Raw genomic sequence first — 19,517 nt, 5'->3', positions numbered from 1 at the left:
CTTCTCAGTCGTCCGCCGACAGCAGGCCGGCTCGCCGGCGCATCAGCAGGGTGGTGACGGCCATCGCGATCGCGAAGAGCACGAGCGAGAGCACACAGGCGGCCCCGGTGTTGAAGTTCTGGAAGCCGAGCGAATACACGAGCTGGGGCACGGTGAGCGTGGAGTGGTCGGGGTAACCGGGCTGGATGACCGAGCCGGGTCCGATACTGACCCCCGAGGCCAGCTTCCCGGCGACCAGGGCCTGGGTGTAGTACTGCATGGTCTGCACCACACCCGTCACCACCGCGAACATCACGATAGGCGTGATCGACGGCCAGGTGACATAGCGGAACCTGGTGAACGCCCCGGCGCCGTCCAACTCCGCCGCCTCGTACTGCTCCTTCGGCACATCCAGCAGCGCGGCCATGAAGATGACCATCAGATCGCCGATGCCCCACAGGGACAGCAGCACCAGCGAGGGCTTGGCCCAGGCCGGGTCGTTGAACCAGTTCGGCGCGTCAATCCCGATCTTGCCGAGAATGTCGTTCACCGGGCCGGTGCCGGGGTTGAGGAGAAAGACGAACGCGACGGTCGCGGCCACCGGAGGGGCGAGATAGGGGAGATAGAAGGCGGTGCGGAAGAAACCGACGCCCGACTTTATCTTGGTGACCAGCAGCCCGATACCCAGACCGAACACGACGCGCAGCGCGACCATCACCACGACCAGCCACAGCGTGTTCCACAGCGCCGGGCCGAACAGCGGCATCTGCTCCAGCACATACCGCCAGTTGCGCAGGCCCACGAAGGTCGGCGCCTTGATCTGGTTGTAGTGCATAAAGGAGAAGTAGATGGTGGCGATCAGCGGATAGCCGAAGAAGACGGTGAAGCCGACCAGCCAGGGCGAGAGGAAACCGAGGGTGCGGAGCCGCTTGCGCAGATGCTTACGGCGCAGGGCGGGGGCGTTTGTTGTCATCGTGGCCATGTCGCCCTCCGTCAGTCCTGCGCCTGGAGAATATCGGCGTCTATCTGGTCGTCCAGTTCCCTGAGCCCCTTGTCCAGGTCATGGACCTTTCCCGCCTCCACGTTGTACGAGAGGTCCTGCAGCGAGGTCACGTACTGGCCGCCGTTGATCGAGGGCGGAAGGGCGTTGCTGTACTTGTTCTGCGCGATATCGAGGAAGGCGCGGAAGGTCGGATCCGAGTCCAGCTTGGGGGAGGCGAGCGCCGCGTTGGTGGACGGCACATTGTGAATGGCGTTGGCGAAGGTGACCACCTGATCGGTGTCGGCGGTCAGAAAGCGCACCAGTTCCCAGGCGGCGTTCTGGTGCTTGCTGCTGTGCGCGATGCCCGTGACGGTGCCGGTGAGATAGCCCCGGCCATAGGTGTCGGCCTGATCGTCGGGCACGGGCAGCGGGGCGGTGCCCCATGTGAACTTCGCGTCCTTGAGGAAGAGACCGCGCCATTCGCCGTCCAGATGCATGGCCAGCTTGCCGGTCAGAAAGGCGTTCTGGGAGGAGAATTCATCGCCGAAGGAGGTACGGAAGGTCTCCAGCGGGCCGTATCCGCCCTGCTCTTGGATCAGGTCCCGGACAGTGGCGTAGAACTCCTTGATCTTTCCTTCCTTCTCCAGCCGCGACTTTCCTTGCTTGTCGAAGTACGTCGGGCCCCACTGGGCGAAGAGCCGGTCCGGACTGTTCTGGTAGAGCCGGAAGTTCGGCATGAAGCCGACCCGCTGGTAGCCGCCGCCCTTGGTGCGCTTGGTCAGCTTGGCCGCGTCCCGCTTGAGCTCCGACATGGTGCGCGGGGGACGCGCGATGCCCGCCTCCTTGAAGGCGTCCTTGTTGTAATACATGCCGTACGCGTCGGCGAGCAGCGGCAGCGCGCACTGCTTGCCCTCGTAACTGGTGTAGTCCAGCAGCGTCTTGGGGAAGACCTTTTCCTTGTCGAGACCGGTCTTCTTCATGAACGGGTCGAGATCGGCCCACATACCGGACGAGCAGTACTGGCCCACGTTGTTGGTGGTGAAGGACGTGACGACGTCGGGGGCGTCGCCGCCACCGGCCCGTAGCGCCTGGTTGATGGTCTCGTCGGTGACATTGCCGACGGACTTCACCTTGATATTGGGGTGGAGCTTTTCGAAGCGGGCGATGCTTGCGTTGATCGCCTTGACTTCGTTCTGCTCCGACCAGCCGTGCCAGAACTTGAGCGTGACCGGTTTGGTCGGATCGTCTTCGGCGCTGCCGGTGCTCGGGTTGGCGCAGCCTGCCAGGAGCAGGGCGGCGGCGCAGAACGCTGACCCGAGATGGGCCAATGATCGTCGTGGCATGGACGGACTTCCTTGTGCACGGGGGAAACGGCAGGGGAAGCGGCGGTGCGGGGCGCCGGGCGGGGGGTTGGGTACGGCGATCGGGGACCAGGTGTTGTCGGGGACAGGGGGACAGGGGGACAGGGGGACGTGGTCGGGGACAGGCGGAACCGGGAAGGCCTTGGCGGTGTACCGGTAGGAGAGGGATGGGGCGGGACGGGGTCAGGCGGTGTCGAAGACGGTGTGACGGGCATCGGCGAGCGCCGTCTGCAGCGCGCCGATGAGAATCGGATCCCCCTCGACGGCGCTGATCCGCAGCTGCGGCCGGGGCAGCGCGAGCCCGGTCATCTCGGCCTCGACCAGCTCCCGCAGCCGCTCCCCGCCGGCCTGGGCGACCTGCCCGGAGAGCACCACCAACTCCGGGTCGACCACGGCGACGACCGAGGCGAGCCCGGTGGCCAGGCGGCGCGCCAGCTCGGTGAGGACGGCGTCGCCCGCGCCGGGGGTGCGCAGCGCGGAGGCGAGCGCCTTGGTGGCGGTGGGCGCCTGGATGCCGTGCTCCCGGGCCAGTTCGACCACGGCGGGGGAGCCGACCAGCTTCTGGAAGCCCCCGCCCCCGTCCGGCCGTGCGGCGCTGTCGTCCCCGCCGCGCGCGAGCGGGGCACCCGGCAGCGGCATATAGCCGATCTCCCCGGCGCCGCCGGTCGCCCCGCGCAGCAGGGTGCCGCCGAGCACGATGGCCGCGCCGACGCCCTCGTCGGCCCAGACCAGCGCGAAGTCGTCGAAGTCCTGTGCGGTGCCGTGGTGCTGCTCGGCGACGGCCGCGAGATTGACGTCGTTCTCGATCACCAGGGGCGTGCCCAGCACCTCGGCCAGCTCGTCCCGCATGGTGCGGGACTGCCAGCCCGGCAGGTGGGGTGCGTAGCGCAGCACCCCGGTGCGCGGGTCGAGCGCGCCGGGGGTGCCGATCACCGTCTGCCGCAGATCGTCCCGGGCGAGCCCGGCGGCGGCCAGCGCGCCGTCCACGGCCTCGGCGACGAGCTCGCCGGTGCGGTTGCGCACCGACTCGGCGGTCGCCTCGGCGTTCACCCGGTGCTCGCCGAGGACCTGGCCGGTGATGTCGGCGACGGCGGCGGTGATGCCCTCCTGGTCGACGGCGAGCGCCGCGACATGGGCGGCGGCCGGGTTGATCTCGTACAGCTGGGCGTTGGGCCCGGGGCGGCCGGTGACGTTCCCGGTCGTCCGGACCAGTCCCGCTGCCTCCAGCCGGGTCAGCAGCTGGGAGGCGGTGGGCTTGGAGAGCCCGGTCAGCTCGCCGAGCCGGGTCCTGGTCAGCGGCCCGTGCGCGACCAGCAGTTCGAGCGCGGCCCGGTCGTTCATGGCGCGCAGCACGCGCGGCGTTCCCGGAGTGCCTGATGCGGCCATGGTGGGTGCCCCCGTATCGCTCGATGCCTCTGTTAAGAAACTTTCCTATTGATGAACAGCAAGGTAAGGCGCGGGGCGGTGAGGCGTCAATGGGTGCGGCCAGGTGAGTGGGGGCACGGCCGTCGGCCGGTGTGGGCCGGGGCGCCGGGAGCGGCGTGGGCCGGGCGGGCCGGGGCCGGAGGCGAGGGTTCCTCCAGCGGCGGTCCAGCGGTGCCTGCCACCGTCGCGCGCAATCGAGAGAAGGGGGGAGCGCATGAAAACAGCCTCACGAGGGCCGCTCGCGGTGCTCGTCGCCGTGTTGCTCGCGGTCGCCGCCGGGGCCGGCGGCGCGCGGGCCGCGTCGGACGGCGCGCACGGACCGGGCGGCTCGGGCGGTCAGGGCGGCCCAGTCGGCTCGGGCGCCCAGGGCGGAATGAGCGGCCCGGCCGGGGCTCATGGCCCGGCCGGGGCGAACGGCGCCGGCGCGGCCTCGGCCGCGCTGACGGGTGCACAGGCCGGGGGCGGCCGGGACGCCGCCCGGGCCCAGGCCGCCGAGGCGGTCCGGGCCTACTGGACGCCGGAGCGGATGCGGCACGCCGCGTACCAGGGCGGCGGTCCGTCCCGGGGCGCCGTCGAGCACGCCCAGCGGCAGATCGCGGCCCCCGCCGACGAGCCCGGCTCCGTACCCCCGGCGGCGGCGAGCATCCCGGGGGCGCCCACCGCGGCAGACGAGATCCCGACCCGGGTCGGGCGGATCTTCTACGTCGATCCGTTCGACGGCAAGGACAAGGCCTGCGACGGCAACCCGCTGAACAGCGGTTCGCGCCGACTGGTGGTCACCACCGGCAGCTGTGTGTACAGCCGGGCCGCGCATGCCTGGATGAACAACTGGGTGTTCATTCCTGGCTACTTCAGGGGGAGCGCGCCCTACGGCAAGTTCGTCGGCGACTGGGGATACACGTTCAACGCGTGGATCGACGACGGCAATATGAACTACGACTTCGGGCTGGCCACCACCCACCCCAACGAGTCGGGCCAACGGCTCGTCGACAGGGTCGGCGGCGACGGCTTCGCCTGGAACCAGCCCAGGGAAGTGTTCGTGAGCGCCAACGGATACTCCGTCAACGGGCAGATCCCCTCCGGGTGCGGCGGCTACACCCGCCCCGCCTCCTTCGGGGGCATCGAGTTGCCCTGCGCCCCGTCGGACGGCGGGCTCTCCCGGGGCGGCCGCTGGCTGATGGACATCAACCCCGACAACTCCCTCGGCTACGTCAACGGCGTGACGAGTATTCACCAGCCCAGCGGCTGGCTTCAGAGCCCCTACATCAACACCGAGTTCAGGGACTTCTTCTACCGGGTCGCCGACAGCTGATCCACGGCTGACACGACGCCATCCACACCGGAATTGAGGAACCATCATGCGCGCTCCCAGAACCCTGAAGACGCTCGCCGTCCGCGCCGCGCTCGCGGTGGGCACGGCCCTGGCGGTCTCCACCACCCTCCTCGTCCCCGCCGCCCAGGCCGCGGCGGCGCCCGCGGCCGTCGCGCGGGTGGCCGCCGGGCCCACGCTGATCAGCTACGACATCCAGTCCAAGACCCTCACCGGCAGCGGCTTTCTGCCCAGCCACCGGGTGTGGGTCAGGACCGCCGTCTCGGGTTCGGTGCCGACCTGCGGCACCGTCACCCTCTCCGACCTCCGCACCAGCCCCACGCTGCTGCAGACCACCTCCGACCCCTCCGGGAACATCTCCGTTCCGGTGGACCCCAAGGCCACGCTGCCGCCGCTGCTGGTCTGCCCCAACCCGATCGTCTATCTCTACGGGGCGTATCCGGGCGAGCATGTCCACTTCAGCGCGCACGACGAGCGCTATGAGAACGGCAGTCTGGTCTGGAGCAACACGCTGACCGTCACGGCCTGAGATCCCGTACAGCGAGACCCCGTACGCACGGCCGCGCGACCACCGCGGCTGTGCGTACGGCTGTTCCCGGTGCCGCTTCGCCGAGAATCGGCTACTTCTGGACGGGCGGGGTGGTGGGCGGCGGGATCGGGGTGGTGGCCAGGGACTGCGGGGAGTCGGGGTTGGACAGGGCCGACGGCGCCGCGACGGTCGTCGTCGTGGCCGGGTTGGCGGCGTCCTCGGGCTGCAGATCCGGGTCCAGGGGGCGGCCGACGATGCGGATCCCCGCCTCGTCCAGCGCCTTCTTGATCCGCCAGCGCAGCTCGCGTTCGACGCCGAGCGCCTTGCCCGGCATGGTCCGCGCCGTCACCTTCACGACCATGGAGTCCAGGTAGACCGCGTCCAGCCCCAGGACCTCGATCGGCTCCCACAGCCGCTCGTTCCAGGGCTCTTCCTTGGCCATGTCCACGCCGACCTGCGTGATCAGCGCGCGGACCTGCTCCAGGTCCTCGTCCGCGCGGATCTGGACGTCCACGCCGGCCGTGGCCCAGCCCTGGCTGAGGTTGCCGATCCGCTTGACCTCGCCGTTGCGCACGTACCAGATCTCGCCGTTGTCACCGCGCAGCTTGGTGACGCGCAGCCCGACCTCGATCACCTCGCCGGAGGCCACCCCGGCGTCGATCGAGTCGCCGACCCCGTACTGGTCCTCCAGGATCATGAACACGCCGGACAGAAAGTCGGTGACCAGGTTGCGGGCGCCGAAACCGATGGCCACCCCCGCGACACCGGCGCTGGCCAGCAGCGGGGCCAGATTGATCTGCAGCGTCGACAGGATCATCAGCGCCGCGGTGCCCATGATCAGGAACGAGGCGACGGAGCGCAGCACCGAGCCGATCGCCGCGGACCGCTGGCGCCGCCGCTCCGCGTTGACCAGCAGACCGGCCAGGGCCGTTCCGTCCACGGCCTGGGCGGTGCGGTTCATGCGCTCTATCAGCTTGGTGATCGCGCGTCGCACCACCGTCCGCAGCACGAACGCGATCACCAGGATCAGGGCGATGCGCAGCCCGATGCTGAGCCAGGTGGACCAGTTCTCCTCCACCCAGCCCGCGGCGTTGGTGGCGCTCTCCTGTGCGTCCTTCAGCGGGGTGGGAGTGCTGGGAGTGGGAGTGGGCGTGGCGTCTGCGGCCGGAGCAGCGGACCAGAACACAGCGAGACCCTTCATGTGCGACATGCCCGGACGGAGGACCGGCGGGCAACCCCTCACACAGTAGCCGGGCCCGGGAATGTGCCGTTCCTGTGTTCGAGAGCGCGTGAGGGCGCCGAGGGGGCGTACAAGAGCGGGGTGAGGGCGTCAGCCGGGCGATTTCCGCCGCGGCCCCGGGCAGCCCGTGATTCTCGCCACTCTGATGGGTGCCCGCGGGCCCGGACGGCCGCCGAATTCCGCTCTTCCGGCGGTATGCGGGCGGTACGCGGAAATGCCTCTCAACCGTTAACCCGGTGATGGTGGCGTTCCGGCCGGGGTTCAGGGGAAACTGGGGGAGATCGTCCCGGCGCGAGCCACGCGCCGCCGGCGTACAAGGAGGCACCCGTGCCGCATGTCCTGGTCCTCAACGCGTCGTACGAGCCGCTCGGCGTCGTACCGCTCCGCCGCGCGCTCGTACTCGTCCTCAACGACAAGGCCGTCAGCCTTGAGGACTCAGGCGCCCTGATGCACAGCGCGACCCGTGTCATACCCGCACCCAGCGTGGTCCGCTTGAAGCGATTCGTCCGGATGCCCTACCGGGGCCCCGTGCCACTCACCCGCCGTGCCCTGTTCGCCCGCGACGGCGGGCGATGTGCGTACTGCGGTGGCGTGGCGACCAGCGTCGACCACGTGATCCCCCGCAGCCGCGGCGGCCAGCACACGTGGGAGAACGTGGTGGCCGCGTGCCGTCGCTGCAACCATGTCAAAGCCGACCGCCATGTCGCGGAGATCGGCTGGCGGCTGCGCCATCAGCCGGCGCCGCCGTCGGGCCTCGCCTGGCGGATCATCGGCACAGGGCATAGGGACCCGCGCTGGCTGCCATACCTGCAGCCGTACGGCGCGGAAGACGCCATGGCCCGGATCGACGGCAAATCTGCCTGAGACCGGGCCATCGTCATGTCTGCGTGCCTGCGCGGTGTATGCGCGGCGAGTCCGTGGACTGTGGCCCCCGCGGCGGAGCGGGGGCCACGTGCTGTGCTGCGCGCTGTACGGTACCGCGGCCCGCGGGGGCTCGGCCCGCTTTTCAGTCGGCTGTCACCGCGTACGCCGCGACCGACCACAGGGAGTAGCCGAAGCGGGTGGCGCGCTCGTCGCCCTGGACGCGGATGAAGCGGGTGCCGGGGGCGTCCATCCGGACGGTCTCGTGCCCGCCCCGGCCGTCGGGGACGGTGGCCGCGGTGCGCCAGGTGCGGCCGTCGGCCGAGACCTGGACGCGGTAGCGGCTGGCGTAGGCGTCCTGCCAGCGCAGATCGAGCCGGCCGACCCGGGCCGGGCGGGCGAGCTCCAGCTGGAGCCAGGCGCCGTCGTCGGCGGGGGAGGACCAGCGGGTGGCGGGGTCGCCGTCGATCGCGGCGGAGGCCGGGAAGTCGGCGGTCTCATCGGCCGACGACGTCGCCCTCGTGCCGTCCGTGCGGGCCAGGTCGGGGCCGCCGGTGGGTGGGAAGGCCCGTACGGTCAGCGAGGTCTCCTGTGAGCCGAAGCGCACCGGGACGGTGAAAGTGCCCGCTTTGGTCCCATCCGGGATCGAAACCTCGATCCGGGCGGTCGCGGTGGATCCGCGCCGGGCGGTCACCGTCCTGTCGGCCGTGACGCGGACGCCGCGCGGCGCGTGGACGGTCAGCTCGCCGTGGATGTCCTCGGGGCGGCGCGGGGTGATGTGGGCCTCGACGACGACGGCGCGGCCGCCGGTCTCGGCGTCGACCGAGTCCCGGGACAGCCGCAGCTCGGCGGCCGGGGTGTCGGCGAACCACGGGGTGATTTCGTGTACGTCGGGCGGTGTCGTGCCCGCCTCCCAGACCAGCCGTACCGCGTCGGCCCGTACGCCACGGCCCGTGAGCTGGGTCCAGCCGCTGGCGGAGACCGCGCCGAGCTTCCGCCAGCCCTCGTCGGGGACATGGGCCCAGACGGTGCCGGGCGAGACGGCGGCGCGGCCGGTGAGCGCGGAGACGGCGGTGAGCGGGCGGGCGCGGTCGAAGCGCACGGTGACCGGGCCGGTGGGGGCCAGTGAGGTCGCCGCGTCGCCGTCGGCGGCGGCGCGCTGGGCCTTGGAGGTGTGCAGCGACTTCTGGTCCGCGGCGTCCAGGCCCGTCCAGGCGTCGGCCCGGGTGAGGGCTTCCTTCAGGAAGGGGCCCAGGACGCCCTTGCCCACGGTCACCCGGCTCTTCGCGATCTTCTCGTTCAGTTCCTGCACCGAGGTCCGGGCCGACCAGCTCGCCGCCCCGTCGCCGCGCGCCTGGGCGGTGAGCATGTCCACGGCCTGCGCTCCGGCGTCGCCGTAGCGGCCCAGTTGGTCGAGCCAGGGGCCCAGTTCGCCGCCCAGGGTCGTATCGAGCCGGTCGGGGGCGTCCCGCATCGTGGTGAAGGCCGAGCGCAGCCGGTTCGCCGCCTGGTGGAGCCGCTGCCCCTCGCCTCCGGCGAGCGCCGTCCAGAACGCCTCGATCAGCGGGCGCAGGTACGCGGACTCCTCACCGCCGAGGACCGAGGACGCGTCGTTTCCGGCGAGCGCGCGCAGGGCCGCGCGGGTGCGGGGGTCGGGTCCGGCGAGGTCGTCGACGGCGGCCCGCCAGGACTCCTGGGCGCGGTAGCCGCGCGGGTTCCAGGCGAAGTCGGCGGCGGTGAACAGCGCGATACGGGAGGCGGTGGGCTGCTCCATGGCGTTGGCGAGCAGCCCCGCGGACTGGGTGGCGACGGCCGGGTCGCGCCCGGTGTACGGGCCGAGGAAGACCCGGTCCTGGGCGTAGTCGTTGACCGGGTAGTTGTCCATGGTGAGTAGCGGGTGGCCGAACGCGGCCCGGGCGCCGGCCAGTTCGCTGCCGGTGATCGTCTTGGGCACCACCCCGACGCCGGTCCAGGCGATCTCCACACCGGGGTCGACCTGGTCGGCCAGCGCGCGCCGGAATTCGGTGGCGCCGTCCTGGTAGTACTCGGTCGGCATCAAGGAGAGCGGGGCGGCGTCGGGGTGGCGCGCGGCCAGGTGCGCGGCGACCGCGCCGGCGACCTCGGCCTGTGCCTTGGCCGCCGCCTCGGGGCCCGAGCCGTAGGTGTCGGCGTCCGCCCCGCAGTGCCATTCGCTGTAGCTGACGTCCTGGAACTGGAGTTGGAAGGCGCGCACCCCGAGCGCCCACATGGCGTCCACCTTGCGCAGCAGCGCCCTGCGGTCCTCGGCGGAGGAGAAGCACAGCTCCTGGCCGGGCGAGACCGCCCAGCCGAGGGTGACGTGGTTGCGGCGGGCCTGGTCGGCCAGCTCCCGGAACTCCTCGCGCCGCTCGGCGGGGTACGGGTCGCGCCAGCGGGCCTGGCGGTAGGGGTCGTCGCCGGGCGCGTAGAGGTAGCGGTTCTGCTTGGTACGGCCCATGAAGTCGAGCTGGGCGAGCCGGTCCTGGTGGGACCAGGGCTGGCCGTAGAAGCCCTCGGTGGTGCCGCGCACCGTGGCGGCGGGCCAGTCGCGCACGGTCACCCCGGGGAAGGAGCCCGCGCCGTGTGCGGGCCGGACCAGGAGTTGGCGCAGCGTCTGGACGGCGTGGAAGAGGCCGTCCGGGCCGATGCCGGACAGCGCGACCGTCGGCACCCCGGCCGCCTGGCCGGTCGCGAGCCGGTAGCCGCCGGAGGGCAGATCGCCGCGCTCGGGCGCGCCCAGGGCGCGCAGCGCGCTCTGCGCGCCCCGCCCGCCGACGCGCACCACAAGACCGTCCGCCAGCGGCATTCCCTTGGGTATGGGCTCGGTGGCCTCGTTGACGATGCGCGCCCCGGCGTCGTGCAGCAGGGCGCGCAGCGCGTCCAGTGCGTACGGGTCGGAGTCGGCGTCGGCTATGAGCGTGACCTCCTTGCTCACGCTCACGCCGGACCCCTGGGCGCGCAGCGACTGCGGGCGCGGCCATACGGGCGGCACGGCGCCGTCGCTCTCGCGGTCCGCCGTCGAGGCGCCGGGGGCGCCGCGGGCATCCGGCTTTTGGGGCGTGGCGGCCGCGCCCGGCGCGCCGCCCAGCAGTCCGCCGATGACGGCGGCGGCCATGGCCGTGGCTCCGGCCGCCCTCGATGTTCGTCCTCGGCTTCCCCGCAACTGCACGGGCTTCTCCTCGATACGGACTGGTGGTTCGCCTAGGTGTAGCCCTGATAGGCGCGAGCCCACCATCGCGTGCGTGAGGGTGTCAACGGCGGTGACCGAAGTGCCGGTAATGCCATGGTGTGTGGTGTGACGAGATGAGCACTGCGGCGGGAGCGGGCCGGCGGCGGCTGGGGCGCGCATCCCTGAGGCCGAAAGTCTCACGCCGGAATGTCGGGTTGGTCAGTAAGCTATGTGCTCCGGACCCCTTGCGACCGTCAAATCGTCTGCTTCAGGGGATGTGAGCTGAGGCACGTCAGGGGACCGGTTACGTCTGCGACCGCCTCGAGTGGGTAGGCCTGCCCTGTCCCACTGCCGACACCCTCACGGAGGCCCGTGTGGCCGCGTCAGCTCAGCTTCTGCTCTCTGCTCTCTCCAAACCTGTGACCGAATCCGCGACCGGCATCGCATCCGGACCGGGGGAGCCCGACCCGTTCGCCGGGGTCACCCACCCCGACTGCGGCCTGTGCGGCCTGGAGGGGTCCGGCTCCGGTCTGCACGCGGAGACGCCGCTCACCAGTGAGCCCGCGCCCGCCGATATCGCCCCGCTGACCAGCGAGCCTCCGCTCGCCGCCGAACTGCCGCTGACGAGCGAGCCGACCACTGCCGGGTTCGGCGCCGGGGCGGGCATGGAGCCCATGGAGTTCTGAATGGAGTCCTGATGGGCAGAGCGCTCCTCGCCGAGTTGCACGGCGTCGCCACCTCCTACGAGCCCGCCCCCGGCCGCACCGTGCGGGTGCCCGACGACACGGTCGTCGCCGTGCTCGCCGCGCTCGGCGTGGACGCCTCGACCCCTCACTCCGTACAGGCTGCCCTGGAGCGGCACGAGCGCGAGGAGCGCGACCGGCTGCTGCCGCCCTGCGTGGTGGTGCGCCCCGGCCGGCCTCCCCGGCTGCGGCTGCCCGAGGGCACCGTGCTGCGGGTGACGCCCGAGGACGGCGCGGTCGGCGCGCACGGCGCGGCGCTCGACTGGCGGCCGGAGGCCGACGGCCCGGCGTTCGCCGCGCTCCCCCTGGGCCGCCACACCGTGCACGCCCACGCCCCCGACGGCGGCTCGGCCACCGCCACCCTGATCGTCGCCCCCGACCGGATGCCGGCCCCCCCGGCGCGCAGCCACGGCTTCCTCGTCCAGCTGTACTCGCTGCTGTCCGCGCGCTCCTGGGGGATGGGCGACCTCGGCGATCTGGCCGACCTCGCCGCCTGGTCGGGCCGGGCGCTGGGCGCCGGGTTCGTCCAGCTCAACCCGTTGCACGCGGCCGTGCCCGGCACACCGGCCGAGCCCACCGACCCCTCGCCGTACCGCCCCTCCTCCCGCCGCTTCCCCGACCCGGTCCACTTACGGGTCGAGGACGTGCCCGAGTACGCCCAGTTGCGCGGCCCCGCGCGCGACCGCGTCGACCAGTTGCTGGAGCGGGCCGCCGGCTTACGCACCGCCGTGCTCCACGAGGGCGCGCTGATCGACCGGGACGCGGTGTGGGCGCTCAAGCGGGAGGCCCTGGAGCTGGTGCGGACCGTGCCGCTCAGCCCCGGCCGGCGGGCCGCCTACTGCGACTTTTTGGCCGAGCGCGGCCAGGCCCTCGAGGACCACGCGATCTGGAGTGCGCTCGCCGAGCTCCACGGCCCCACCTGGCGCGCCTGGCCGGACGGCCTGGCCGACCCCCGGTCCGCCGCGGTCGCCCGCGCCCGGGGCGAGCACCTGGACCGGGCCGACTTCCACTGCTGGCTCGCCTGGCTGACGGACGGGCAGCTGGCCGCCGCGCAGCGCGCCGCGCTCGACGCCGGGATGGCCATCGGCCTGGTGCACGACCTGGCGGTCGGGGTGCATCCGTCGGGCGCCGACGCCTGGGCGCTGCGGGACGTCTTCGCGTCCGGAATGTCGATCGGCGCGCCGCCGGACGCGTTCAACTCCCGCGGCCAGGACTGGGGGCTGCCGCCGTGGCGCCCGGACGCCCTGGCCGCCACGGGCTACGCCGTCTACCGCGATCTGCTGCGCGGGCTGCTGCGGCACGCGGGCGCGTTGCGCATCGACCATGTGATGGGCCTGTTCCGGCTGTGGTGGGTGCCGGAGGGGCGGGAGCCGACCGAGGGCTGTTACGTCCGCTACGACGCGGAGGCCATGCTCGGCGTGCTCGCGCTGGAGGCGCATCGCGCGGGGGCGGTGATCATCGGCGAGGACCTGGGCACGGTGGAGCCGGGAGTGCGGGAGGCGCTGGCGGGGCGGGGGGCGCTGGGCACGTCGGTGCTGTGGTTCGAGCGGAACTACAACGGCGGGGACAGTGGGATCGGCGGGGACAGCGGGACCGGCGAGGACGGCGCGACCGGCGAGGACGGCGGGGAGAGCGTCAGCGCGGCAAGCGGAGGCGACGCGAGTACGCGGCCCCGGGACGCCGTGCCCGCCCGTGCCCGTCCGCTGAGGCCCGAGGAGTGGCGCGCGGACTGTCTGGCGACCGTCACCACCCACGATCTGCCGAGCACCGCCGCCCGCCTCACCGGCGGCCATGTCGAGCTGCGGCACCGGCTCGGCCTGCTCACCCGCCCGTTCGCGCGCGAGCGGGCCGAGGAGGCGGTGGAGCTCGCGGAGTGGCTGGGGCTGCTGGGGCGGCTGGGGATGCTGCCGGAGGGGCCGGGCGACGAGGAGGCGGCCGTCAAGGCGGTCCACCGTTTTCTGCTGCGCACCCCGGCGAAGCTGGTCGGCGTGTGGCTGCCGGACACGGTGGGGGACCGGCGCCCGCAGAACCTCCCCGGGACCTGGGACCAGTATCCGAACTGGCGGCTGCCCATCGCGGACGCGACCGGCCGCCCCGTATCGCTGGAGGATCTGGTGGCCTCGCCGCGGCTGCACGCCCTGATGGGCGAGGTGGCGCGGTTGGCGCGGGGCGGGGGCGCGGTTAGGTCCTGTCTGCCCGATCTCCGCGGATCAGGCCGCGGCGTCTGGTGCGTGCGATCGCAAGGCGGAGGGCCGCCCTCGTAGTGGGCCTGCTTGGGCGGGCCCGACAACGCAGCGAGCGTGCGTGCCAGGCGTCGCGGGCCCGCGGAGATCGGGGAGACAGGACCTAAGGCCCGGGGCAAGCCCACCCCGCGCACGCGGGGCGCGAGGGCGTCCGATACCGTGAGTCCGTGAGCAACAAGGTCAAAAAGAACGCCGTTCGCGCCGGTGCCGTCATCGCCGCGACGACGGCGATGCTGATGGTGTCGTCCCCCGCGTTCGCGCTCCGCGACGATGGTGACGACCCGGGTCCGGGCCTGAGCGTCGCGGAGACGCTGGGCCTCTATGTCGTCACTCCCCTCGTGCTCTTCGTCGTGATCGCCGGTCTGGTGATGCTCGGCGACAAGACGCGCAAGCGCAGTGACTGACACGTACTGATACAAGCTCTGACACAAGCTGTCACAGAGGACGCCGTGACGAGGGCGCCCCCGGCTGGATGCCGGTGGGCGCCCTCGTCGCGTCTCGCCCCAACGTCTTCCCCGCGCCTTTCCCGGTGCGCACCCGGCCATTTATTTCCGCTTTAACCTACGGTGTCGTAACCTACGGAGCCGTAAGTCAAACCTACGGCGCCGTAGGTTTACCCTCGCGCGACATCCCCAGGAGCCCACTGTGACCCTCGCCCCCACCAGCCGTCACGGTCAGGCCGTATGGAGCGACAGCCGCCTGCTGTTCGCGCTCGAAGAGGTCGTCGAGGTGGAGCTCAACCGGCATCTGAAGGCCGCCAAGGAGTGGATGCCGCACGAGTACGTGCCGTGGAGCGACGGCCGCAACTTCGACGGCGTGATGGGCGGCGAGGCGTGGGCGCCCGAGCAGTCCAAGGTCACCGACGTGGGCCGGATCGCGCTCGTGGTCAATCTGCTCACCGAGGACAACCTGCCCAGCTACCACCACGAGATCGCCACGCGCTTCGGCCGCGACGGCGCGTGGGGCACCTGGGTGCACCGGTGGACGGCGGAGGAGGGCCGGCACGGCATCGTCATGCGTGACTACCTGCTCACCAGCCGCGCGGTCGACCCGGTCGAGCTGGAGCGGTTCCGGATGGCCCACATGGCCGAGGGGTTCGAATCCGACAACGGCCACAGCATGCTGCACTCCATCGCGTATGTGGCCTTCCAGGAGCTCGCCACCCGCATATCGCACCGCAACACCGGCCACCACTCCGGCGACCCGGTCTGTGACCGGATGCTGGCCCGTATCGCCACCGACGAGAACCTGCACATGGTCTTCTACCGGAATCTGCTGGCGAAGGCGTTTGAACTGGCGCCCGACCAGACCATGAGCGCCGTACGCGATGTGGTGGTCGGCTTCCGCATGCCGGGGCACGGCATGCCCGGGTTCGAGCGGGCCGCCGCGCAGATGGCCATCGGCGGCATCTACAACCTGCGCATCCACCACGACGACGTCCTCCAGCCCGTGCTGCGCTTCCTCAAGGTCCTGGAGATCTCCGGGCTCTCGGGCGAGGGGCTGAAGGCGCAGGAGGAGCTGGGTCTTTACATGGGCGGTCTGGACGCCCAGGCCACCAAGTTCGACGAGCGGCGCGAGGCGATGCTGGCCCGCCGCGCGGCCCGCATCGCCGCGCAGGTCTGAGGCACCGGACCAGACGCGAGGCACCGGACACGAGGGCGCCCCGGACCAACCCGGTCCGGGGCGCCCTCATCCGTGTATGTGTACCGTCAGCCCGCCGCAGCCGCCGCGTCCGCAGCCTGGGCCCTGAGCGCCCGCTCGACGCCCGCGCGGCACTCGGTGACCAGGCGGCGCAGCGCCGCGCTGGGCTCGGCGGAGGCCAGCCAGGCGTCGGTCGCGTCCAGTGTGGCCTGCGAGATCTGTACGGTCGGGTAGAGGCCGATCGCGATCTGCTGCGCCATCTCGTGGCTGCGGCTGTCCCAGACGCCCTTGACCGCCGCGAAGTACTTCTCGGCGTACGGGGCCAGCAGCTCGCGCTGGTCGGTCTGGACGAAGCCGCGGATCACCGACTCCTGCACGGCGTTCGGCAGCTTGTCGGACTCCACGATCGACGCCCACGCCTCGGCCTTCGCCTCCGGCGTCGGCCGGGCGGCGCGTGCGGTGGCCGCGTGGCGCTCGCCCGCCGAGGTGCGGTCCCGCTCCAGCTCGGCGTCGACCGAGGCCCCGTCGGACCGGCCGGTCGCGGCCAGCCGCTCCAGGAACGTCCAGCGCAGCTCGGTGTCGACGGCCAGGCCCTCGATGGTCTCGGTGCCCGCCAGCAGCCCGGCCAGCAGGTCGAGCTGTGCGTCGGTGCGGGCGGTGTCGGAGAAGGCCCGCGCCCAGGCCAGCTGGTGGTCGCTGCCGGGGGCGGCGGCCCTCAGGTGGTCCACGGTGGCCTCGGTCCACCGCGCCAGGCCCGTCGGGCGCCAGTCGGGGGCCGCGTACAGGTCGAGGGCCAGCTTGACCTGGCGCTGCAGCGACTGGACGACGCCGATGTCCGACTCCTTGGCGATACCGGACAGCACCAGGGAGAGGTAGTCGCGGGTGGCCAGTTCGCCGTCGCGGGTCATGTCCCAGGCGGAGGCCCAGCACAGGGCGCGCGGCAGGGACGCCTCGAAGTCGCCCAGGTGCTCGGTGACCACGGCCAGCGAGTCGGGGTCCAGGCGCACCTTGGCGTACGACAGGTCGTCGTCGTTGAGCAGGATCACGGCCGGGCGCTTGAGGCCGGCCAGGGCGGCCACGGGGGTCAGCTCGCCGTCCACGTCGACCTCGATCCGCTCGCCGCGCACCAGCTTGCCGGTGGCGTCGATGTCGTACAGGCCGATCGCGATGCGGTGCGGGCGCAGCAGGGGCTCGCCCTTGGCGCCGGGCGGGAGGGCCGGGGCTTCCTGCCGGACCGCGAAGGAGGTGATGGTGCCGGAGGCGTCGGTTTCGATCTCCGGGCGCAGGATGTTGATCCCCGCGGTCTCCAGCCACGCCTTGGACCAGGTCTTCAGGTCCCGGCCGCTGGTCTCCTCGAGCGCGCCGAGCAGGTCGGACAGCCGGGTGTTCTTGTAGGCGTGGCGCTTGAAATAAGCCTGCACGCCCTTGAAGAACTCCTCCTCGCCGACGTAGGCGACCAGCTGCTTGAGGACGGAGGCGCCCTTCGCGTAGGTGATGCCGTCGAAGTTGACCATGACGTCGTCGAGGTCGCGGATCTCGGCCATGATCGGGTGGGTGGACGGCAGCTGGTCCTGCCGGTAGGCCCAGGTCTTCATCGAGTTGGCGAAGGTGGTCCAGGCGTGCGGCCACCTGCTGCCGGGCGCGGACGCCTGGCAGGCGATGGAGGTGAAGGTGGCGAACGACTCGTTCAGCCACAGGTCGTTCCACCACTCCATGGTGACCAGGTCGCCGAACCACATATGGGCCAGCTCGTGGAGGATGGTCTCCGCCCGCGTCTCATAGGCCGCGTCCGTGACCTTGGAGCGGAAGACGTACTGGTCGCGGATGGTGACCGCGCCCGCGTTCTCCATCGCGCCCGCGTTGAACTCCGGTACGAAGAGCTGGTCGTACTTGGCGAAGGGGTAGGCGTAGTCGAACTTCTCCTCGAACCAGTCGAAACCCTGCCGGGTCACCTCGAAGATCGCGTCCGAGTCCAGGAACTCGGCGAGCGAGGGACGGCAGTAGATGCCCAGCGGCACCGACCGTCCCTCGCCCTCCCAGCTGCTGTGCACGCTGTGGTACGGCCCGGCGATCAGTGCGGTGATGTACGTCGAGATGCGCGGCGTCGGCTCGAAGCGCCAGACGTTGTCCTTGGGCTCGGGCGTCGGCGAGTTGGAGATCACCGTCCAGCCCTCGGGCGCCGTCACGGTGAACTGGAACGTGGCCTTCAGGTCCGGCTGCTCGAAGCTCGCGAACACCCGGCGCGCGTCCGGCACCTCGAACTGCGTATAGAGGTAGGCCTGCTGGTCGACCGGGTCCACGAAGCGGTGCAGGCCCTCGCCGGTGTTGGTGTACGCGCAGTCCGCGACGACCCGCAGCTCGTTGCGCCCCTGCTGGAGGCCGCCCAGCGCGATCCGGGAGTCCGCGAAGACCTCGGCCGGGTCCAGTTCGTATCCGTTGAGCACCACCTGGTGCACGGTGGGCGCGACCAGGTCGATGAAGGAGTCGCCCGCCTCGGCCGCGTCGAAGCGCACCGAGGTGACCGACCGGAAGGTGCCGCCTTCCTGGGCGCCGGAGAGATCGAGCTCGATCTCGTACGAGTCGACGCTGAGCAGCCGCGCCCGCCGCTGCGCCTCTTCGCGGGTCAGGTTCGTTCCAGGCACCTGGGCATCTCCTTCGAATACGACGTTTCGGCCATCCTTCCACGCAAGGCCCATCCGCCGCCCGCGGTAATCGCCCGGCGCCGCGGGGCGCCTGTCAGGTGCCGGGAACGAGGCTGGTGCCGGGAACGCGGCTGCCCGGAGCCTCGGCTCGGCTGAGAGCTCAGCTGAGCTCGGCCGCCACCAGCTCCGCGATCTGGACGGCGTTGAGCGCCGCGCCCTTGCGGAGGTTGTCGTTGGACACGAAGAGCGCCAGCCCGTTGTCGACCGTCTCGTCCACGCGGATGCGGCCCACATAGCTGGGGTCGTTGCCCGCGGCCTGCAGCGGGGTGGGGATCTCCGAGACCTCGACGCCGGGGGCCTTCCCGAGCAGCTCGTAGGCGCGCTCCACGCTCAGCGGATTGGCGAAGCGGGCGTTGAGCTGCAGCGAGTGGCCGGTGAAGACGGGGACCCGGACGCAGGTGCCGGAGACCTTGAGCTCGGGGATCCCGAGGATCTTGCGGGACTCGTTGCGGAGCTTCTGCTCCTCGTCGGTTTCAAACCGGCCGTCGTCGACGAGATTGCCCGCGAAGGGAAGCACGTTGAAGGCGATGGGGCGCTTGTAGACGGCGGGCTCGGGGAACTCCACGGCGGCCCCGTCGTGGGTCAGCGCGGTCGCGCCGTCGATGGCCTTGCGGACCTGGCCGTCCAGCTCCTCCACACCTGACAGACCGGAGCCGGACACGGCCTGGTAGGTGGTGGCGACCAGGGCGGTCAGGCCCGCCTCCGCGTGCAGCGGGCGCAGCACCGGCATGGCGGCCATGGTGGTGCAGTTCGGGTTGGCGATGATGCCCTTGGGGCGGTGGGCCGCGGCGTCGGGGTTGACCTCGGAGACCACCAGCGGCACCTCGGGGTCCATCCGCCAGGCGGAGGAGTTGTCGATCACCACGGCGCCGGCCGAGGCGACCTTGGACGCCAGCGCCCGGGAGGTGGCACCGCCCGCGGAGAACAGCGCGATGTCCAGCCGGGAGTAGTCGGCGGTGGCCGCGTCCTCGACGGCGATCTCGGTGTCACGCCAGGGGAGCGTGCGCCCGGCGGAGCGGGCCGAGGCGAACAGGCGCAGTTCCTCGACCGGGAAGTCCCGCTCCGCGAGGATCTTCCGCATGACCCCGCCGACCTGGCCGGTGGCTCCGACGATTCCGATCCTCACGACGCGCTCCTTCACGATCTGTGCCTGCTGCTGGGCGCCTGGCCACCTTCCGTGCCTGCTGCTGGGTGCCTGGCGTGCCTCCCATCATGCGGGTGGCCCCGGCGACCTTGTCCAATCCATTGTCCGGTCCCCAAGACAGGCACACGCCGGCTCCGCGCCGGGCGTACG

14 protein-coding genes are annotated in these 19,517 nt (G+C 71.7%); 7 read left to right on the top strand and 7 right to left on the bottom strand.

What is annotated here, in order from left to right; all coding sequences use genetic code 11:
* Positions 1 to 4: 4 nt before the first annotated feature.
* From ACFV2X_RS03420 to ACFV2X_RS03410, 3 genes are all read right to left on the bottom strand, one after another.
* On the bottom strand, positions 5 to 961 hold the full coding sequence (locus ACFV2X_RS03420; protein WP_385610819.1) for a carbohydrate ABC transporter permease: 957 nt from the start codon (positions 959 to 961) through the stop codon (positions 5 to 7).
* An 11-nt stretch (positions 962 to 972) separates the two neighbouring features.
* Positions 973 to 2,304: an ABC transporter substrate-binding protein gene (locus ACFV2X_RS03415; RefSeq protein ID WP_385610816.1), complete on the bottom strand. Its 1,332-nt coding sequence runs from the start codon at positions 2,302 to 2,304 to the stop codon at positions 973 to 975.
* A gap of 201 nt (positions 2,305 to 2,505) precedes the next feature.
* Entirely contained in the window at positions 2,506 to 3,708 is a 1,203-nt protein-coding gene (locus ACFV2X_RS03410; protein ID WP_385610813.1) for an ROK family transcriptional regulator, read from the bottom strand.
* Positions 3,709 to 3,961: 253 nt separating this feature from the next.
* Here ACFV2X_RS03410 and ACFV2X_RS03405 point away from each other — a divergent pair, with 253 nt between their 5' ends.
* Positions 3,962 to 5,059, top strand: coding sequence for a trypsin-like serine peptidase (locus ACFV2X_RS03405; protein WP_385610810.1), 1,098 nt, complete (start codon positions 3,962 to 3,964; stop codon positions 5,057 to 5,059).
* A gap of 46 nt (positions 5,060 to 5,105) precedes the next feature.
* On the top strand, positions 5,106 to 5,606 hold the full coding sequence (locus ACFV2X_RS03400; protein ID WP_385610807.1) for a hypothetical protein: 501 nt from the start codon (positions 5,106 to 5,108) through the stop codon (positions 5,604 to 5,606).
* Between the two features lie 91 nt (positions 5,607 to 5,697).
* Here the strand turns inward: ACFV2X_RS03400 and ACFV2X_RS03395 are convergent, their stop codons facing one another.
* A complete protein-coding gene (locus ACFV2X_RS03395; RefSeq protein ID WP_385610805.1) occupies positions 5,698 to 6,816 on the bottom strand; it encodes a mechanosensitive ion channel family protein in 1,119 nt (372 codons plus the stop codon).
* Between the two features lie 357 nt (positions 6,817 to 7,173).
* Here ACFV2X_RS03395 and ACFV2X_RS03390 point away from each other — a divergent pair, with 357 nt between their 5' ends.
* Positions 7,174 to 7,710, top strand: coding sequence for an HNH endonuclease (locus ACFV2X_RS03390; protein WP_014179649.1), 537 nt, complete (start codon positions 7,174 to 7,176; stop codon positions 7,708 to 7,710).
* 142 nt (positions 7,711 to 7,852) lie between these two features.
* On the opposite strand, the gene ACFV2X_RS03385 is transcribed toward ACFV2X_RS03390, so the two are convergent.
* The gene (locus ACFV2X_RS03385; RefSeq protein WP_385610801.1) at positions 7,853 to 10,840 is read right to left on the bottom strand and encodes a beta-N-acetylglucosaminidase domain-containing protein; all 2,988 of its coding nucleotides are present in this window, start codon (positions 10,838 to 10,840) and stop codon (positions 7,853 to 7,855) included.
* A 428-nt stretch (positions 10,841 to 11,268) separates the two neighbouring features.
* Here ACFV2X_RS03385 and ACFV2X_RS03380 point away from each other — a divergent pair, with 428 nt between their 5' ends.
* The 4 genes from ACFV2X_RS03380 to ACFV2X_RS03365 all read left to right on the top strand — a co-directional run bounded on the left by ACFV2X_RS03380 (position 11,269) and on the right by ACFV2X_RS03365 (position 15,503).
* Positions 11,269 to 11,580 carry a hypothetical protein gene (locus ACFV2X_RS03380; protein ID WP_385610797.1) on the top strand — a complete coding sequence of 104 codons (312 nt, stop codon included), beginning with the start codon at positions 11,269 to 11,271 and terminating at the stop codon, positions 11,578 to 11,580.
* Between the two features lie 11 nt (positions 11,581 to 11,591).
* Positions 11,592 to 13,901 (top strand): 4-alpha-glucanotransferase, encoded by a 2,310-nt coding sequence (gene malQ, locus ACFV2X_RS03375; protein ID WP_385610795.1) that lies wholly within the window; start codon positions 11,592 to 11,594, stop codon positions 13,899 to 13,901.
* Positions 13,902 to 14,047: 146 nt separating this feature from the next.
* Complete coding sequence (locus tag ACFV2X_RS03370) at positions 14,048 to 14,284, top strand: hypothetical protein (RefSeq protein ID WP_385610793.1); 237 nt, start codon at positions 14,048 to 14,050, stop codon at positions 14,282 to 14,284.
* A 241-nt stretch (positions 14,285 to 14,525) separates the two neighbouring features.
* Entirely contained in the window at positions 14,526 to 15,503 is a 978-nt protein-coding gene (locus ACFV2X_RS03365; RefSeq protein ID WP_385610791.1) for an acyl-ACP desaturase, read from the top strand.
* Between the two features lie 86 nt (positions 15,504 to 15,589).
* Here the strand turns inward: ACFV2X_RS03365 and pepN are convergent, their stop codons facing one another.
* Both pepN and ACFV2X_RS03355 read right to left on the bottom strand, forming a co-directional pair.
* Positions 15,590 to 18,163 (bottom strand): aminopeptidase N, encoded by a 2,574-nt coding sequence (gene pepN, locus ACFV2X_RS03360; RefSeq protein ID WP_385610788.1) that lies wholly within the window; start codon positions 18,161 to 18,163, stop codon positions 15,590 to 15,592.
* A gap of 160 nt (positions 18,164 to 18,323) precedes the next feature.
* A complete protein-coding gene (locus tag ACFV2X_RS03355) occupies positions 18,324 to 19,349 on the bottom strand; it encodes an aspartate-semialdehyde dehydrogenase (protein ID WP_385610785.1) in 1,026 nt (341 codons plus the stop codon).
* Positions 19,350 to 19,517 lie beyond the last annotated feature (168 nt).

The sequence above is a fragment of the Streptomyces sp. NPDC059679 genome (genome assembly GCF_042734105.1).
Lineage (GTDB): Bacteria > Actinomycetota > Actinomycetes > Streptomycetales > Streptomycetaceae > Streptomyces.
The sequence above is the reverse complement of the archived record's forward strand: the minus strand, read 5'-3'. Positions and strand labels throughout refer to the sequence as shown.